The sequence below is a fragment of the Haladaptatus halobius genome (assembly GCF_020618475.1).
Classification (GTDB): Archaea; Halobacteriota; Halobacteria; order Halobacteriales; family Haladaptataceae; genus Haladaptatus; species Haladaptatus halobius.
The window spans coordinates 20,051-39,225 of sequence record NZ_CP085340.1 but is presented as its reverse complement, the minus strand read 5'-3'; the positions used below and the strand labels follow the sequence as shown (position 1 = coordinate 39,225).

Below are 19,175 nucleotides of genomic sequence, written 5' to 3'. Positions count from 1 at the left end.
GATATTAGCGGCTTCCGTCCTATCACGCGCCGTTCGAGATGTCGGTGTCCTCGTATCCTGCGTACGTGAAGAATCGTCGTTCAATGAGGTTTTCAGTGATCTTGAGGAGGTCTTCCTCGATCTCACCATTACAGGCGTCCGCGTAGAGGCCCATTGGAATCTTCGCCGCTGCCATGTCGTCGTGCCCGCCCGCTTCGCCGAGGTCACCGAACACGTCATCGAGGAGCGAGCCGAGGTTGACACGCGAATCGGTCGAACGTGCGCTGACCTCGATGTCTCCCTCGCTGATACCGTACACGAGGACGGTTTCGACGCCCTCCAGATTCAACAGGTAATCAGCAGCCTGCGGGAGCGCATCACGTTCGGTAGTCCGGCCGACGTTTGCAACAAGGTACGCTGACTGTACCGTCCGGGTCTGAACTGCCGTGCCGATGGCGTCGAGCGTTATCTCCGAGAGCGGCGGATTGTCCATCTTGCGCAGGAGATCTGGATCCACGGACGAGTGCAGGTAGTACCCCGCGAGATATTCCTTCTCAGTCACGTTGCGAATGAAGTCGAGCGTCTCTCGACGAATCGCGAACAACATGGCCGTCGCGAGGTCGCTTTCGAGTTGGACGTCAAGTGTGTAGAGGTACTCGACGAGGATGGTCGTCGTACTGCTGGCTTCTTCGCGTCTTGCGACGAACTCCGCGTCGGGCTCCTCCCCTGGATGGTGGTCGATGACGATGTCTATGTCGGTGTCCGGCGGCAAGCCGTTATTCTCTCCTGGGATCGAACTGTCGACGAGCGCGATCGTATTGTGGTTGTCCACGTCGACGTCGTCGAATGTCTTGAGGTCGATGTCGAGGCTGTTCACGAACACGCGGTTCTGCTGATGAGAGATGTCGCCGCTGTACAGCAACGTGACGTCGGTCACGTCAGCGTCAATCGCGATTCGTTCGAGCGCGAGTGCGCTTGCCAAACAGTCTGGGTCGGGGTTGTTGTGACACACAATGGCGAGTCTGGATGTGTCGGATAGACAGGCCAGTAGCGAATCGATTTCGGTAGAAGCATCGAGCTTCGTTTCTTCGAGAAGTGTGTCGTCTGATGCTTGTTGTGACATAGTGGACGGGATTTCTGCTGACCCGGTGATTGAACTGATAAAGGAGGCTCGTATGATTTGGAAACAGGAGGTCGAGATATATAATCGTTGCTGCCATGTGGTCAGAATCAACAAAGGAGGTGCACAGGCGTGACGACCGAACAGCGTTCAATCATTCCCACGCCGTTGAATCCCTGCGATGCCGAGGCGCTCACCCGTCGTCTCTCGCCCGGTGATCGCGTTTGCATTACAACGACTGACTTGCCACGAACCATTCTGACGGTCAGAGAGACACACCCCGTGACGAGTCAGGCACCACAGCTGGTGCTGACAGCACCGCCGGTGACCACGACTGCACAGGACGAACTGCAACAAGCCACCTACCACTGCACAGCAAGCCACCTCGAGTCGTCCATGACTGTTCTTGAGTACACCCACACGGCCAGTGACACGACCGCCCGTTGTATCGGTTCGCTTACCACGATTGCGCATTTCCCCCGACTTTCAACGCCAGCAGACGACACGACGGTCAAATCGGAGGTGCGTGTGGATGAGTAACACCACCACTTCCGGAGCTTCCAGTGCGCTCGATTTGGACAAGTGTTCGGTCAGCGACCTCGCCGAGCGTGTTCAGTCGCTCACCGACCGAATTGACGATCTCGAACAGGAAGTCGCCGAAAAAGACCAGCGAATTGAGGAACTCGAGGAGCAAGCCCCCATCGAGTGGCGGGGAGAAGCAAAGAAAGCGGAGAATCTCTGGGTCGGACCATACCCACTCGGCAAAGCCGTCGAACGACACGGTGAACGACTGGACGACCAAGACCAATGCATCGACAATCTCGAACGCGGTGAGGTCGACGTGAGCGACGTTCTCGATCTCGATGGCACTGGGAACCAACTGCAAATTCAACGCGATACAGCTGCTCGGAAGACCGGCAGTCATGACCTCTCGAAGAACAAGGAGCGTGCAACCTTTGTGTGGGCAACCTTCCACGAGCGTGCACGACGAGGCCATGGGAAGATGCGACTCCCGTCATGGCTCGTCAAACAGATCCTCGATGAGCATGACCTTGACACCAACCCAAACACAGTGCGCCGTGTCATGGAGTTCGTCGCACGAGGAACGAGCCGAAGTGAGACGCCTAACCCAGAGGACGACAGCAATCTTGTCACGCTGAAACACCGCAACGAGAAAAACGTTCTCGTGGCTGACGAAGACGAATGGGAGTCGTTCTTTGCAGCACAGATGGAGCAAGTCAACACAGGAAACGAGGACGCGGATACTAACAACCAGAGAAGCGACGACGGCAGTGACAATCAGGCAGACATAGACACGGTGAGAGAGAACGCGGACGAAGAGTTCGATGTTCTCTCGTCAGCAGCGGCAATCACGTCCGACAAAGACGAGAGCATCACGAAGGAGATTACGGTGTCGTAATCACCACCGAGCTACCGACCGTAATCGACGATCCCCAAGAGATGAGGAGGGGGTGCAACTTGCACCCCCTCTGAGGGTAGAATGAACGGTTGGCTACTGTAGGGTGTAATTGCTTCTTCTTCTCTTCGAGCCACGAAGAGAAGAAATGAAGCAGTGCAGCTGATTACACTGGTCGTCTGGAGGAGATTACGACAGTGTAATCAGATCTCACAAACGAAAGGACTCGTGTATAATCTCGCTGGATGAGCGTCATTTATTTTGTTTTAAATCGTGATTAATATATCCACGAACCCTGCTCGGTGGGGATTTATCCACGAAGAAACGGTCTGCACATTTTAATGCTATCTACGTAACACGCAAAAATATTTATACGAAGGTTTGAATGAACTCGGTATGGTAAAGAATAGCGTAGCCTCTATAGACCACCCGCTTGACCCATTGACTCACGAAGAGATTGAAATTGCGTACGAAATCCTCACTGACGAATACGATGTTGGAGAAGGGAGTCTGTGCATCAAAATCGAACTGAAGGAGCCAACGAAGGATTCCCTTCGTGAATACGATACGAATGATGTGTGGCCTGACCGACAAGCCCGAATAGTTATTCGTGTCAGTGCCGAGCGGAAAACGATCGAAGCCGTTGTCTCGCTCTCAAAACAAACAGTAGTATCGTGGGAACACATTGAGGAGGTTCAGCCCTCAATTGCCATTGAAGAATTCATTGCCTGCGAGGAAGCTGTAAAGACGAATGAGGCGTGGAAACAGGCATTAAGACAACGCGGTGTTGAAAATACAGATCGTGGAATAGTTGATCCATGGTCAGCTGGCTATGAATTCATACCTGAAGATGTTGACCGGTCGAAACGGCTTGCTCACGGCCTGACGTACCTTCGTCCGAGCGAAGATACCGGGGATGAAGGATACGCGAAACCGGTATCGGGCCTTCATACATTCGTAGATCTTGATCGCATGGAGGTTCTGAAGGTTGTCGACTATGGCCCACCGGATGAAAATGATCCGTTTCCTCCCGAAGGAATGGTCTATCGAGAAGAAGACGTCGATCTTCGGGATGATTTGACGGCTTACAATGTTGACCAACCCGATGGGCCAAGCTGGAGCGTCGACGGCCGTAAACTCGAATGGCAAGGCTGGCAAATGCGCGTTGGCTGGACCCAACGTGAAGGTCTCGTCCTCTATAATATCGGATATGAGGATGATGGAGAAGTCCGTTCTATTATCGATCGAGCGTCATGTGCCGAGATGTCTGTTCCCTACGGCGAGCAAAGCATCAATGATCGATTCAAGGATGCGATGGACATTGGCGAGTATAACATTGGCCGTCTCGCAAAATCGTTGACGAATGGATGTGACTGTCTCGGCCACATGCACTACTGGGATGCGACGATGAATATGGCCGATGGATCTGTGAATGTGGTAGAGAACGCAATTTGCCTGCACGAGGAGGATAACGGTACCCTTTGGGAAAGATCTGACTGGCGTACCGAATCGGAGGAGGTTCGACGACGACGACGGCTTGTCGTCTCTTTTGTTGCAGCAGTCGGAAACTATGACTATATTTTCAACTGGTATTTCTATCAAGACGCCTCAATGGAAGTAGAAGTTCGACTGACTGGAATTGATAATATCTCCGCGGTCGGCCCTGACGATGACCCGGCAGGATATGGTGAACTCGTAGCCCCACAACTCAATGCACCCATTCACCAGCATTTCTTTAATTTCCGACTGGATATGAATATCGACGATGGCCCCAATTCTCTGTTTCGGGTCGAAAACCAGCTAATCCCAACAGGTCCGGATGGTATAGATCCATTGAGTGATGTAGATGAGCGAAAGCACAATCCCGGTGGGAACGCCTTTTATGCAAAACGTGAAAAACTCACAACCGAGGAGGAAGCTAAAGACCTCATCGACCCGCTCAAAGGTAGATATTGGCAAGTTGTCAATCCTAAACGCACAAATCGTCTCGGTAAGTCGACTGGCTATCGACTGCTCCCTGGAAATAATGTCAAAGCTGCTGCCCAACCCGATTCAAGTGTGATGAAACGCTCCGGGTTTATCAAGTATCACTTGTGGGCGACACCTTTCCGTGAAGATGAGCGGTTCCCCGCGGGTGACTTCCCGAATCAACATCCCGGTGGCGCCGGACTCCAAGCATGGACTAGCGAAGATCGGAATATTGAGGAGGAAGATCTTGTACTCTGGTATTCGCTCGGCGTAAATCACGTTACTCGCCCGGAGGACTGGCCCATCCTTCCGGTACAGGTCTATAGCTTTAAACTTCAGCCAGTGAACTTCTTCGAGCGGAGTCCAGCAATGGACGTTCCACCTCAACATACCATCGACAATCAAAACGTCCCTGATCACAGTAACTGCATGTCCTCTGAGACAGACGATGCGTAGATATACCATCACTGCAATGATCCAGTCCGCCACATCACTCTGAATACAAAGAGATCGATGACTTTGTTTGAATAGTCGTGGCCATCTACTTCGGCGATCGAGAACCCGATCATTCCGGTCACATGTGTTAGTTTGAGGGACCGATGGAATCGTTATTCACTGTCCTGTTCCCAGTGGCTGAACTACAAGCCATGTGCTTCGAATACTTATTACATTGTAGACCTACGACCGGCGTTTGTCAGAAGAACCAATCTCGATCTCATTTTACATTATCTCAATGCGTGCTAGAAAAGTCGATATCGAAAACTAGCTGGGGTGTATCACAGGTTTAGTTATCCAATTCTCTACAATTATATTCATCAGGGAATGAAGGAATTCATTGAAGCTCTCATACTCTTGCTAGCAATGATTATGAATTTGATTATAATTTTATTATACAACGATTATTTATAATCCTATTTCAAAAGGAGAGATGTGGTACCAGATGGCAAGTCAGGAACAAGGAGATACGGAATTAGAAAGAAGCATTGGCTGGAAAGGGGTCACAGCATCGGCTATTGGACTGGTAGTCGCTAGCACGACATTTGCAGGGAACTTTAATGGATTCGGCGCTGCTGGACCGGGGTATTTCCTGGCGCTCCTGATCGGTTTCACAGTCAACGTTCTAGTCATGTTTGCCTATTTTGAACTCGCAACAATGTTCCCAAAGGCAGGTCAAATATTCGAATTCACAAAGCGCTCATTTACCAATAAGCGTACGGCAATTGTACTTGGAGTTGGAACGGCGCTGGCGTACTGGATAGCACTTGCTTTTGCAACATCTGGAGAGTTCATCGCTGGTGCAAGTGCGATGGTCCAGTCGACTGGTTTCGGCTCGGTGTTATTGTGGATCCTCATCATCAATTTAATTGCAATCGGCTTGAATCTCGCTGGACTTCGACTGGCGGTTGCCGTTGAAATAATTCTCGTCATCATCATGGTTGGCGTTCGCGTCCTCTTGGGGATTGGCGCACTCGCGGGCCTAAGCCAAGCTGGTCCCCCGGATCTCTCACTGTATACTACGAACTTCGCACCAGGAGGATTCTCAGCTATTGCGTCTGTAACCGCACTTGCGGTGTTCTCATTTGTGGGACTTGAATTCTCAACTCCGCTTGTAGAAGAGATCGTTGAACCTGGGAAGAATTTGCCGAAGGGTGGCGTAATTGGGGTTATTGCAGTCCTCTTTATGACTGTCGTGATGGGGTTTGGAATTATGGCGGTGCTAAGTCCACTCAACCAACCGCAGATCTATACAGGCAATGCTCCGCAGATCAAGATTGCAGGTATCCTCTTTGGGACATCGGGCGAAATTGTCGTCGGCATTGCGAGTTTTGCAGCGACGCTTGGAACAGTAATCGTCCTGTACGCAGCAATTCCACGCATCATCTACGCTATGGCTCGTGAAGATCTTCTCCCCTCGTTTTTAGCTAAAGTCCATCCGCGATCCAAGGCACCCTGGGCAGCAATTATCGTTACTGCAATTCTCTTCAACATCCCTCGGCTATTCTCCGGAAACGTTGTTACATTGGTAAACGCTTCTGTTGCGGTCTGGCTTCTCGCCTACCTTTGGGTGTTTGCATTAGCGATAAAACTCCGGTATACCCATCCAGAACTAAATCGGCCGTTTAGTATGAACATCGGTGTATACATTATCGGTATCGGACTTATCCTACTCGTGCTCTGGCAGGCTTATAAAGGATCATATCAATTAATTGTTATTGGGTTACTCTTGTTCGCGTTAAGTATTTTGTTTTCCGTGATCTGGACGAGTTTCATGGAGGAAACCGATCTCAACACGATCGAAACATTGACTGATGCCAGGGTATCCCCCTCGACTACCAACCAAGATCACCCCGAAGACTGATCCACTTGTTATTTTGCTTGAATAGCGGTAACTGCTGTTATGCCATTTGATGACAGGTATGTCCTTCACTATGAAATTCGTCTCTCGACAATGCCAAGTCCACAATCACATAAAGGATTTTAAACTCGAATCAGTATAGCTTCCTAATTCCTCCTCAATATCCGATTCACGCCACCCAAGCGGTGATACCACACTTACTGCTGCACGAACCAGCAACTCCCGATAAAACCCAACATCGTACTCACTCAGTCCCTCACTTGCCAACATCATCCGCTCCCGCGATTTCTTCGAATCATCAACCACCACATACGATACACTCTAACCAGGAGTACGCGCCAACCCCAAATCCGCCGCCCGCTCTAGTGCCGCCACATTTCGCGTCGACTACATGTAGTCCTCCCGTTGCTTCGAAACCCGATTCGTGATCACCAACTCATTCGGATCAACCGCCCCGCGCTCGAGTCGATCAATCCACGAACGAAGCACCCCATAAACTGCTTCCGGGTCGCGATACACATCCACCGTTCCAATGAGTTCCGTCTGCATAACGTCGGTGTTTACCGACGTACCTCGCTGTCAACACTCAATTCCCCTATAATCGTACTCTCCGAAGTGATCCAAGGGTTAGGCTGGTGCGCCAACTCCCCAGATGACCGCGATCCCAAGAACCGTCACGACTGAGAGAAGAAGCTGAAGCGGCGCGCCAACTCTCGTATAATCCGTGAATTTGTACCCACCTGGTCCATAAACGAACAGGTTCGTTTGGTATCCGACAGGCGTGATAAACGCGGTTGAGGCTGCAAATGTCACTGCGAGTACGAATGCAAACGGGTTGGCACCGATATCTTTGGCCGTTTCAATGGCAACAGGAATCATCAAGACGACACTCGCATTGTTACTAATGATGCTTGTGATGAGCCCAGTTGCAATATAGAACACCCACAAAACACCGATGAGTGGGAGGAAACCCGCGGTTGCAGCAACAACTGAACCTAGGAGGTTCGCTGCGCCTGTCTGTTCCAAGGCAACGCCTAGCGGAATGACGCCCGCTAGTAGAAGAATAACACTCCAGTCGACGCCCTCGTATATCTCACCAGGCTTAATCACGTCAGCGACAACCATTAGCACGACTCCGGCAAGCGCCGTTTGGACAATACTAAATTCAACACCGGCAAACACCTGAACACCAGTGATATTCGCAAGCATTTCCCATGGTATTCCCACCAGGCCGACAACTCCGATGATAATACCGAGTGCCCACGGAATTTTCTCTGTTCGATAGTCCGGAGATTCGGATTCATGGGCGACAATGAATTCGGGATTACGACTAAGCCGGTCGATACTGTCTTTTGGGGCTTGAACGAGGAGCGTGTCACCGACCTGTAGTCCGATATTGTTGAGCCGACTCCGTATCGTCTTCCCGCCGGATCGGAACGCAAGCACACTTGCGTCATATCGCTCACGAAATGACGATGTTGCGATCGTTTCACCGAGTAGTGAAGACCCAGATTGGATTACAATTTCGACGAGCGTCTGTGTTTCACCCTCGTCCGGTTCGAGTTCCGAATCGGAGTGTTGTGTTCCGACGAGTGAAAGACCCTCCTGTTTACGGAGGACATCAAGTGTCTCTCGATCAGTACGAACAGTGAGAATGTCCCCTGGCTGAATTCGTTTACTCGCGATACCTTCGAAGAACTGTTCGTCGTCGCGGATGAATTGGACGATGTCCGCATCGAACTGTGACTCATCGATCGCAGATTGAACGGTTTTTCCGACAATTGCCGACTCGTCACGGACGATGACTTCAAATACGTAGCCTTGCAGATCGTACTCCTCGATGTAATCCTCGCGCGCAGGGACGCGTTCAGGGATAAGTCTGTGACCAATGGTCATCAGGTATACAGAGCCAGTAACGAGTACGATAACGCCAAGGCCAGTGAAGGTGAACATCGAAAACGACCGCCCAATCAGTCGGTCGGAAACGCTGGATGCAAGCAGGTTTGTCGAGGTTCCGATAAGCGTGAGCATCCCACCAAACATTGAGGCATACGAGAGCGGGATGAGGAGTTTCGAAGGAGACGTGTTCCCCTCATGGGCAAGATCAGAAATAACTGGCACGAGGATGGCAACCACTGGGGTGTTGTTGATAAATCCCGAGACGGGTCCCGTGACTCCGATCGTCGCAATGAGTTGTTTCGTCGGGTTGTTTCCAGCGAAATCAGCCATCTTTCGCCCAATGATTTGAACGAGTCCCGTTTTACTGATCCCTGTTGAAAGAATGAGCATCGCAAGGACGGCAACTGTCGCTGTATTCGAAAAGCCTGAGATCCCTTCTGAAACGGAGACTTGGGTCCAGGGCTTCAGGAACATAAGCAAAACCATTACGAGAATTGCGGTGACATCAATCGGCAATAATTCTGTCACAAAGAGAATAAGCGTGAGGAGGACGATTCCAAATACAACTAGCATGCTAGTTGTGATTGGTGGGATTGCCCCCACTTGCGCTATGGCCATAGTAAGAACCATACACAACGGATACATTCAACCATCTTAATACCATTGCAAATTCTTCTCATAAGTTATCGAAAAGATACTAGTCATGGTGAATCTGAGATAGTGAAAGCGTGCTGTAGCACAATGTGAGCGAATCCATATCGAACACCTCCGGTTGTCTAGAACGGAATATGAGGTATGCAGCAACTTTGATGACTCTTTTAAGCCTCAACCGAACGACTGCAAACTGGATTCGGTGTACTGCCTCAACTCCTGCTCGATATTCGATTCACGTCACCTAAGTGGCGACAGCACACTCGCTGCTGTACGAACTTACAATCCCGATAAAACTCGATATCATACTCGTCTAACTCTTCACTCGCCAACATCACCCGTTCTCGCGAGCACTTCGCATCATCAACCACAACATACGACACACTCTGACCAGGCGCACGAACCACCCCCAGATCCGCCGTCCGTTCCAATGCCATCACACTCCGCGTCGATTGTGTGTAGTCCTCCCGCTTTTTCGAAACACGATTCGTGATCACCAACTCACTCGGATCGACCGCCCCACGCTCAAGCCGATCAACCCACGCCCGTAATTCCTCACAAACAGCTTCTGGATCATGGTCCTCATCGACCACTCGAATCAACGCTTTCTGTGTATCATCGATATACGACGGTGTACTCCGCTGGCGGCACTCGATCCCTCGATACTTGTACTCGTCTTCACCAGCGACCTTCCCGAAGTACTTCGTCAACGCACCAGCATCCGAATCACGCAACAGCACGAACGCAATCCAGTCGTAGTGCGCTTCGTGTTCCAGGCGGATCTCCACCTGCTCAGAAATCTCGGAGGCAAGCGCAGACAGCGACGTCTGTTCTTCGCCTTCAATCGGTGTCACCCACACGCTATCAACGATGCCATGCACAATTCGCCACCCGTGCTTCTCGAGTACCGCTTTCGTCTCCAAGAGAATCTCCCTCGCAAACGCGTTGATCGCCTCGTGGCACTCGATGCTCCCGAACTTCGCATTCGAAAAGCCCTGATAGCCGAAACAGGAGACCAAAATCCACTTGATAGATAGAAATAGAGGTGGAGAAGAGTAATAGATTATAGTTATGTTATGAATTTCTTCTCTAAGGCGCCTATTAGGGCGTGTATAGGAAAGGACGTACAGTGAATATAGTGAAGTGCCATGAGCCGACACACTCGGCGGACGTTCCTCGCAACTGTTGGCACTGTTGGTGTCGCCGGCTGTTCCGGGTACTTCCCTCCAAGCAACTCGCAGTCCACAGAGAACCCCGAGAAACAACTCAAGCAGAGTACGACCACTTCGTCAGCTCCAAAGGACGACTCCAAAACCAAGAGTTCGTCCACCGTCCAGACCTTCGAGGACTTCAAAAACATCAAGAAGTGGCACGCAGTCGAGCAGCAAGGGACGCTAAAAGCAAGTTCGAAGGCGTATCAGGGATCAACAGCCGCCCACATCGTCGGGAGTAAACAGACGAAAGAAGGCAAGATATTCCGTGCGAACTTCGGCGGGAAGCCAGTTGATCTGAGTGGGAAGAACCTCTCGCTCATGTATAGATGCACGTCCCACGATTACTCGAAGATCGCTGTACAACTGTATGCTCCTGACCAGGGGCACATCGTCGAGATGAAACGTACACTCTACGGGCCAAAGGGGAAATGGGTGCGCATCAACCTTGGCGTCACAGGCGACCAGCGCGTGAAAACGATTGATCTCTCAAAGGTGTACGAGATTTATATCATCGGACGGCCGGAGGACTCCAACTCGACCACGCCTATCGAATTCCTCGTCGACGACCTCAAAACCGTCCCCACGCCAAAAAAAGGAAAAGTGATGCTCACCTTCGACGACGGACTCGCATCACACTTCACAACCGCGTACAAGATGATGAAAGGATATGGCTTCCCTGGTGTTGAGGCCGTCGTCACCGAGGCGATTTACGACGATGGCTTCTTGACACAGTCCCAGATGCGGAAGATGGTGCAGGATGGCTGGGATATGATTGCTCACCCGAACGTTCAATCAAGCCCTATGAACAAGATCCCGCGAAAAGAGCAGGAAAAGTTGATGAAGCAGTCGAAGGGCTGGCTCAAACAATACGGGTATGAGGGACATAAGTATATGGCCGTCCCAAAGAACGTCGTTGGACCGAACACATTCGAACTCGCCCAGAAGCATTTCGACCTGACGATGACGTTCGGTGCTTCACCAAACGCCCTTCCGGTGATTACGAAAGATACGCTCATCTCACGTATTTATGGTGACAGTAGCATGCAAGAGACAAAGAGCGCGATCGACTACGCCGCCCGCTATAATCAACTGTCAGTGTTGCTATTCCATAAATTCGGGAGTGATGGCTTCTCGAAAAAGCAGTTCAAATCCGTATTGGACTATCTCAAAAAGAGTGATGTCGAGGTTGTCACTGTGACGGATCTAAAAGAACAAGGCCTACTCCTCTGATCACATCCCATTTCGGGTATGAGAGTAGTGTACGACTAGTCGAACTATGTTTTAATTAGTCTGTCATACTCGGCTCAAATCGCCGTTGCCGAGCCGGAATGGGGTCATGTAACGACACTGGTGAGTGTAATATGAATTCTGATTCCTGTATTAAAAACGAGGTTCGTTTCTTATCGGATATGGGCCAGAAGTACCAAGTAGAAATATAACTTTCCGCAAAAGGAGAATCGATACCGAGCTGGGAGATACACCGAGTATGCAACTACGCATTGATGTAATAAGGTTACCATTTTTCCTCATCATAACGGGAATACTCCTTGTCGGAGTAACGTTCGGTGCCAGTTGGGCGCTTGCACCGAACACGACGAAGATAACATCACAAACCAATACCACTATCCTCGTCGGTGTGCAGGGCCCAGGCTGGGGCGGAAATGTGACTGCACTTGATAACAATGGGAGTGTGCGGTGGAGCATTGGAAACGCTATTAGTTATCAGGGCGTTTCATACCTTGACAACGGAACGGTATTGGCGACCTATGCCGATAAATATCAGCGGTGCGGCCCGTACACTCCTCCCTGTAAACGAACAGGCATTCGGTTCATCGACCCACAACCAAAGCCGACGGTCACCAGTGAGTGGAGTTACCCAGTTCGCACGCGGAAAGACAGCGAAGTCCACGACGCAGAGATGCTTCCCTCGGGCGAGCTACTCGTCGCGGACATGGAGTACGAGAGTATCTACACGTACAACCTCTCTACCGGACAGCAAACATGGGTCTGGAACGCGAGTCAGTACTACGATGCGCCGGCAGATCCAACACAAACCGACTGGCTCCATATCAACGACGTCGATCGGATTGAACCGGGTCGGTATCTCGTCTCGGTACGGAACACCAACCAACTCATCATCGTCGAACGCGGAAAAGGGGTCGTTGAAGTAATAAACAAGGATCGCGATCCAACACTGCTCAACAAGCAACACAACCCACACTGGCTCGGGGATGGGGCCGTCCTTGTGGCGGATTCAGAGAACAACCGTGTCGTCGAACTTCACAAAAATGAGTCGACAGGACAATGGGAGGAAACATGGGTCGTGTACGAAATTGATGGAATCGCCCTCGATTGGCCGCGCGACGCCGACCGTCTGCCAAACGGCCATACACTTATTACGGATAGTCGAAACAACCGCGTCGTCGAGATACGGCAAAACGGAAGCGTAGTCAACAGCTATCAGGTTCCAAATTTGCCGTATGAGGCCGACCGTGTTCCGTACGGTGAATCATATGGACATCCCTATGAATCAGCGGAATCGGATACTGAGTTCGGTGACCAAAGCTTGGATATTCCAGTTCTTTCCCTACTGCTTACGGGCACCCAGCACGTCATTCCACTCCCATTTTGGGTATCCGAACTGCACGTACTTGCAGTCCTCGTCGCCATTGTCCTTTGGGCTGGGGCTGGGGTGTTGCTGATAAAAGTCTGGTGGACGTCTCTCTGGCCATCAAGATGAGGACGTTGTTTCTTAAGGAGTCGCTGCTGTTCCCGTCTATTTATGGGACTCGTCACGTCCTACCCGTGGAAGAACAAACTTATAGAACGGCGGCACTGTCTAGATAAGGGAAGGTTCTGATCTCAACCTCTGCTGTGCGCACTGAAAACGAGAACTGTACAATTTTAGTGGGATAAGAATACGGCGAAGAAGTATTTCAGCGATTAGAACCGGAAATTAGTAAATTTGGTATATTGATGAGCTTCAACCAACGAAAGAACGGAACAATCTAAGCGATGGCAAACTGACATGGCTTCAACCCTCGTCACTCTTGATATGCCCAACTGGAAGCTGGAGGCGGTATCCGCGCCAGTATGCCTCCGCAAGACACCACGTCAGGCCGACAAATAGGCCGACGATGAGCACTAACACTTCGAGCACGTTGAACCACCCCGGCATGACGTAGAGCGCTGCATTCAGCAATTTCGGTGGTATCGTGTCCTCGACGGCGGTCAGCGTCTTCGTCGGCAGGGCAGCCAGACCGTCATCGCTGGTCTTCACCTTGCTTGCTGTGTCCTTCGCCTCGCTAGCGACGGTCGCCTTCCCAGCAAGGTTGGCGCGCTGTGCACTCGGCCCGCCCGCGCTTTCGTCGCCCGTGCCAAGGCGTTCGGCATCGTACGGGAAGTTAGATTGCGCACTCCAAACCTTCTCGCCATCCTCGTTTATCTCGAGAATGCGGTTGCCGTGCGTGTCGGTGATAAGCGTGTGCCCGTTCGGCAGGCGGTCAGCGTCCCGAGTCCATTGCATCTGGGCATCCTGCCACACCCAGCTCTGTTTCCATTCGCCGTTGACGCGCTGGAACTCAACAACGCGGTCGTTATGCGAGTCAGCAACGATGACGGCGGGGCCTCCCCGGGATTTCGGGATATAGTCGGGATTATGCTGGCCGAACAAGATGGTGTGGTTATTCTCTTCGCCGAGCGTCCAACTCTCGTTTACTCCGGATGTTCGATTGATGAACACGACCTCATCCTGGTTACGGATGCTGGCCATGATGCGGCCGTCTGGGAGCACCTCTACGTCATTGACGTGTGTGAAGTCGTTGGGGTAAGGGCCACCACTTTTGTAGGAGTAGTGGACGAGAGCTTGCCACTCCCAGGTGATGATCTCGCTCGAGGTATTGACGATGAACACCCGGTCGCGCTCGATATCAGCGACGGCAAAGTGAGTTTCGTTGATGCGGTCAACGTCGTGCCAGCGGTTCGTATACGGGATCCGAAATCCACTGTAGGTCGGGACGACACGACTATATAGGCGGTCAACCTCATCAGTGGACATATTGAGACGTTCGATGACGATTCTGCGACAACGTGTCCTGCCGTCACACTGATTTTTAGGAATGTCTTCGACACCGACGTAGGTAACGGTGTATCTTCCGTTTGGAGATGGATCAACATCGGAATAATAGTCGAGTGTCGCGTTGTAGTACAGCACTTCTTTGTCCGGATTCAATGCGACGAGTTTTGATCCAACAGTCGGACTTTTGTGATCAGTAACGACAGTGATCTCATTAGCCGGTACGTCTGTGATCCCATGTGAGCCATTCGCCTTGGTGGGATCAGCGACGGCTACCTGTTCTGTGTATCCCGACGCGAGCACGCTAATACAGAGCAGCAATAAAACGCCAAACATAACGCGAGGTCGATTTCGGGAAATCATCTACTAACCCTCTCTACTGTTGTGTAATAAGTAAACCTTACGAATATTAAACTTAATAGTGCAATGACAACTATTTGTGCCTATAGCACTTCTAAGCAGGTGACATCGAGACTATTCAGTTGATATACCATAGATAAAAAACTGGAAACATAGATTAGTTCGGCAATTTCCTCCATCCCGTTCTCACGCATGGCCAGCACGGAAATCACCGAGGCCGTCACAATCGCACTTTGCCGGTTCAGTATCGGCTTCGTCCGTCTCGTCGTCTTCCGACGAGAACGCCGTGAGCGTCCCGTTGTCGGTTGCGTTTTCGACGGCACCCAAATGCTTACAGTAGGCGTTGCGGTGGACGTGATGCGGGCACGTGCAAGCCATCAATTCACCGGTCACGTCGTCGATGGAGACCACGTATTGGTGGTCAGCGGGGTTGTCGTGGCTCTCATTGGTGACGTCGATCAGTCCGGGGGCATCGACGGCGAAGGAGAGTTGTTCCCACTGGACGCGGTTCTGTGCCGTCTCGTCAGCTTCACGGGCTGCGGATGGGTTTGTACTCATGCTCCTTGGGTTTCATTAGGGAGAGTTCTACTCCAATGGTAAGTAACTACGAACCTTCCTTCAGAGATGAATGTCAGAATCGAGAATCTAAGTCAGATAAAGCCATTTCTATCAGATTCTCCGGATATCCACGTACAGGCGGTTAAACGCAACGCAGACGCAATAATTGACGGAGCAAACTTCGGTACATAGTGAAATGACCCGTTGAGCATTTAATGGCTATCAGATATTCGGGCTGCAATAGTGAGAAAATGCGCGACGACAAGTGACCGTCCGGCAACGTAATCATTTAGATGGACGCACAACCCTTCGACGTATGGAGGGAGAACTAGCAGATATCCAACAGGCGATTGCAGCTTCGCCGACCCCGGCTGCGGAATTCAGACAACTATCGCAGAGCCGACAACGAGAGGTGTTCTTTTTCCTACCGCAGACGATCCAGCAGTCGCTTGTCGAGGATATGGATCGTGAGCAATTACAGCAGTTCGTCCGCAGGCTAGACCCCGACGAAGTAGCAGACATACTAGGACTGGCGAACGAAAACACACGAGTGGACGTGCTCCGACGACTCGATGAAGATCGTCAAGAAAAAGTCGAATTCCTGCTCGGATTCAGTCCCGAGAGTGCTGCCGGTCTAATGCACCTGGACTACGTCACCGTTGGAATACATCGAGACCTCAATGCCATCGCACAACGTGTTCAACGGTACGAAGCTCAAACTGGCCGGATCCCGATCATCTTCGTTACTGAGGACGAGAAACTCGTGGGCGAGCTCCCCGGACAGGTTCTGGCAATGATCGACCGGGAATCAGTGGATCTCCACGACCATATCCATGAGACGCCTGTGGTCACGTATGATACTCCCGACACGGCCGTCGTCGACGTGTTCCGAGAGAATCCCGAAAGCTCGGTGGCCGTACTAAATGACGACGGAACCATCTTGGGGGTCATCCCTGCCGAAGACCTCCTCCGCGTCATCGAGGAGGAAGCAGCCGAGACGCTCTATGAATTCACGGGCGTCCAGGAAGAAGAGAGTATCCTTGACGGCCCGCTCTCGAAGGTGCAAAATCGATATAAGTGGTTGATAATTAACCTCGGAACGGCGTTTTTGGCAGCCGCGGCAGTCGGCGTGTTCGAGGATACGATTGCGGCGTTCACGCTACTGGCGGTGTACATGCCGGTCGTCGCCGGGATGGGGGGGAACGCCGGTACGCAGTCGATGGCCGTAACTGTCCGAGGAATCGCCCTGGAACAGATCTCCTTGTCGACCGGGGGTCGTGCCGTGGTCAACGAAATCATTGCGGGCGGCGCGAACGGACTCATCACGGGCGTACTTGTCGCGGTCATCGCGTCGGTGTTCAATCAGAGCCCGCTCCTGGGCCTCATACTCGGCGTTTCGATGGTGCTGAACCTCGTTATCGCCGGATTTTTTGGGACGACCATTCCGCTGGTACTCGACCGGATCGGCAAGGATCCGGCAACGTCGGCGACGATTTTCATCACGACGGCGACAGACGTCCTAGGGTTCTTCATCTTTCTCGGGCTGGCGCAAGCAGTTCTTTGAGGTCAATCTGTCTCCGTCCGTATCGTAGGCCATGCTTCTCAAACCGAAAGTCGATATCGAAGCGTTTCACGTAGTAGTATCGAGCGTCGCATGGCGTCTCGACGAACGGCGCGTCACGGCTACGCCGCTAACGCGCCACCCGTGTTCGTCGTACCGTATGTTCTGGTAGGTGAAGATGATGTAGACTGGAAACTCGACGTCACTCTGGACGCCGAAGGCGTTCTAGAGCACCGTCACGAAGTTCCCCACGTCCCGGCCGATGAGCCACGCGAACAGCGGGAGGACGAGAAGGAAATTCCACAACCTGCGAGCGACCAGAAATGAGTACTCACTCGTTCTCGTCGGTATTCTGCTTGTTTTCGTACGGGTCGGTAAAGAAAAAGTGGTTGAATGGTTGTACCCGGAGCTGGCGCAGTATTTCTGAACTCTCGATCGATAAGCTAATGTTGTGCATAGCGTCGGTAATGCGGACAGTATCGGCTGTGCTGATCTCGACGGTCTCGAAGTATAGATTCTGATGACCGGTCAACGTTTCCCGAAGTCCACGACCCGTGAATGTCGAGTATTTGTTCGACCATCTCCGACCGTTCAGTCGGCGGTGCCGAACAGACGAAGAGTACTTGGAGTAGGAGGTTGGCCTGCTCGTAGTCGATTTCGAGTGATAGCCTTTGATGATTCCATTGGCTTTGAGTTCTTCGATTCCGAACAGTGCTGGCGGACACATCGACCTTTTCGGTAATCTCTTGGGCAATCCGATTCCACGCATTAACCTAGAGTTCGTGCAGATTGTCCCGGTCTACGTTGTCTAGTTCGACCATACTGAGCACTCTGAGAGCCGCAGCCATAGGTGTCTGGGTTGAACCACGTCTACCAGTAGCACCGGTACCACAGTGAGAAACGAGGGTTACCAGAATAATCTGTATTGAACGGATGTTTCACAAGGAATTATCTGGATACAATATCTCCACCAGGGCCAGACGGTTCTGAGCCCACCAGACAGCGTTTCTTTGGCAACGTCTCCACTAATCCCCACCACGGACGACGTGGCCGTACTTCAACAGGGCAACGAACACGACTCCGCCGATTGCGTTTCCCATCGTCGCTAGTGCGAGGAACGTTAAGTAGTCCATCACCGATACCGCGGGCGAGAGAAAGACGCCGAACAGTACCTCTACGTTACCTGCGATTGAGTGAGGGAGGTGGAGGAGACCGATTGCAGCTGTGACGATCCAGATGATAAGCAGACGGCTTGTCGTCTCCTGCGCAGCGGTAACCAGCCACGCGAGTAATCCCATCAGCCAGCCCGCAAGCACGCCAGCGATGAATAGCCACGTAAGATCGTGGTCAACGAGTGAGAGGGCGATGGCTTCGAACGCTTCCGGTGAAGCGGCGCCCAAGTCGGGCATCAGCGTGACCACGAGCGCGGTGAATGTCGCACCGCCGACGATGTTACTGGCGTAGACCAGGCCCCAAAGACGGGCTAATTCCCCGAGTGACGCCTGTCTATCAAGAACGGGCATCACGGCTATGGTCGTATGTTCAGTGAACAGCTCTAATCGCCCCAAGATGACAAATATGAACCCGACGGAGTAGGTGCTCGCGAGCAGCAACTCCGTCCCGAGATCGCCGTAACTACCCTGTGAGAGGGTGAGCATCACCGCCATCAATAACGGTCCAAACCCAATATCGAGACCGGCTGAGAATCCAGAGAGTAATAGTCCGTTCGTCTCGCGTTTAATCTCGTGGAGCCCGCCTTCGATTAATGAATTGAGGACATCTGTTGCTCTCATCGGGTCAACCGTGTTCGCGCTCTCCGATCCTGATCCTTTCACGCTACTTCCGCTATGTGTCCGTCGCGCCAAAGGCATATTGACAGAGGCCAACCAGACACGGCCAAGTTAACGTAGGTTCTGCCGCAGTTCGGGGCTATCCTCTCAGGATCACCGCATATATAATGGACTTCGCTGGCAACCCTCCCTGTCTGCAGAAATGCTCATCGTCTGTTTTGAGCAGA

General features: G+C 51.8%; 12 protein-coding genes and 2 pseudogenes. 7 read left to right on the top strand and 7 right to left on the bottom strand.

The genetic code is table 11. The features are described 5' to 3' along the window. Window positions 1-22: 22 nt before the first annotated feature. Window positions 23-1,102 carry a DHH family phosphoesterase gene (locus tag LIW51_RS33530; RefSeq protein ID WP_227380343.1) on the bottom strand — a complete coding sequence of 360 codons (1,080 nt, stop codon included), beginning with the start codon at window positions 1,100-1,102 and terminating at the stop codon, window positions 23-25. Window positions 1,103-1,231: 129 nt separating this feature from the next. Here LIW51_RS33530 and LIW51_RS33525 point away from each other — a divergent pair, with 129 nt between their 5' ends. From LIW51_RS33525 to LIW51_RS33510, 4 genes are all read left to right on the top strand, one after another. After that, window positions 1,232-1,639, top strand: coding sequence for a hypothetical protein (locus tag LIW51_RS33525; protein WP_227380342.1), 408 nt, complete (start codon window positions 1,232-1,234; stop codon window positions 1,637-1,639). Next, a complete protein-coding gene (locus LIW51_RS33520) occupies window positions 1,632-2,519 on the top strand; it encodes a hypothetical protein (protein WP_227380341.1) in 888 nt (295 codons plus the stop codon). The genes LIW51_RS33525 and LIW51_RS33520 overlap by 8 nt, the downstream gene beginning before the upstream one ends. A gap of 393 nt (window positions 2,520-2,912) precedes the next feature. Next, window positions 2,913-4,940, top strand: a complete 2,028-nt coding sequence (locus LIW51_RS33515; RefSeq protein ID WP_227380340.1) for a primary-amine oxidase — start codon at window positions 2,913-2,915, stop codon at window positions 4,938-4,940. Window positions 4,941-5,424: 484 nt separating this feature from the next. After that, window positions 5,425-6,843, top strand: coding sequence for an APC family permease (locus tag LIW51_RS33510; protein ID WP_227380339.1), 1,419 nt, complete (start codon window positions 5,425-5,427; stop codon window positions 6,841-6,843). A 624-nt stretch (window positions 6,844-7,467) separates the two neighbouring features. On the opposite strand, the gene LIW51_RS33505 is transcribed toward LIW51_RS33510, so the two are convergent. Further along, on the bottom strand, window positions 7,468-9,357 hold the full coding sequence (locus LIW51_RS33505; protein WP_438267492.1) for an SLC13 family permease: 1,890 nt from the start codon (window positions 9,355-9,357) through the stop codon (window positions 7,468-7,470). Between the two features lie 207 nt (window positions 9,358-9,564). After that, window positions 9,565-10,424 (bottom strand): annotated as a pseudogene (locus LIW51_RS33500) (DNA polymerase domain-containing protein); the annotation flags it as partial. 114 nt (window positions 10,425-10,538) lie between these two features. Here LIW51_RS33500 and LIW51_RS33495 point away from each other — a divergent pair. After that, a complete protein-coding gene (locus LIW51_RS33495) occupies window positions 10,539-11,834 on the top strand; it encodes a polysaccharide deacetylase family protein (RefSeq protein ID WP_227380338.1) in 1,296 nt (431 codons plus the stop codon). 256 nt (window positions 11,835-12,090) lie between these two features. Next, on the top strand, window positions 12,091-13,344 hold the full coding sequence (locus LIW51_RS33490; RefSeq protein WP_227380337.1) for an aryl-sulfate sulfotransferase: 1,254 nt from the start codon (window positions 12,091-12,093) through the stop codon (window positions 13,342-13,344). 294 nt (window positions 13,345-13,638) lie between these two features. Here the strand turns inward: LIW51_RS33490 and LIW51_RS33485 are convergent, their stop codons facing one another. Together LIW51_RS33485 and LIW51_RS33480 are read right to left on the bottom strand one after the other, a co-directional pair. After that, on the bottom strand, window positions 13,639-14,661 hold the full coding sequence (locus tag LIW51_RS33485) for an arylsulfotransferase family protein (protein ID WP_227380336.1): 1,023 nt from the start codon (window positions 14,659-14,661) through the stop codon (window positions 13,639-13,641). A 564-nt stretch (window positions 14,662-15,225) separates the two neighbouring features. Continuing rightward, the gene (locus LIW51_RS33480) at window positions 15,226-15,597 is read right to left on the bottom strand and encodes an SWIM zinc finger family protein (RefSeq protein WP_227380335.1); all 372 of its coding nucleotides are present in this window, start codon (window positions 15,595-15,597) and stop codon (window positions 15,226-15,228) included. A gap of 316 nt (window positions 15,598-15,913) precedes the next feature. On the opposite strand from LIW51_RS33480, the gene LIW51_RS33475 reads away from it, so the two are divergent. Then, window positions 15,914-17,161, top strand: coding sequence for a magnesium transporter (locus LIW51_RS33475; RefSeq protein WP_227380334.1), 1,248 nt, complete (start codon window positions 15,914-15,916; stop codon window positions 17,159-17,161). A 49-nt stretch (window positions 17,162-17,210) separates the two neighbouring features. Here the strand turns inward: LIW51_RS33475 and LIW51_RS33470 are convergent. Both LIW51_RS33470 and LIW51_RS33465 read right to left on the bottom strand, forming a co-directional pair. Then, window positions 17,211-17,359 (bottom strand): annotated as a pseudogene (locus LIW51_RS33470) (ISH3 family transposase); the annotation flags it as partial. A gap of 824 nt (window positions 17,360-18,183) precedes the next feature. After that, on the bottom strand, window positions 18,184-18,951 hold the full coding sequence (locus LIW51_RS33465; protein WP_227380528.1) for a formate/nitrite transporter family protein: 768 nt from the start codon (window positions 18,949-18,951) through the stop codon (window positions 18,184-18,186). Window positions 18,952-19,175 lie beyond the last annotated feature (224 nt).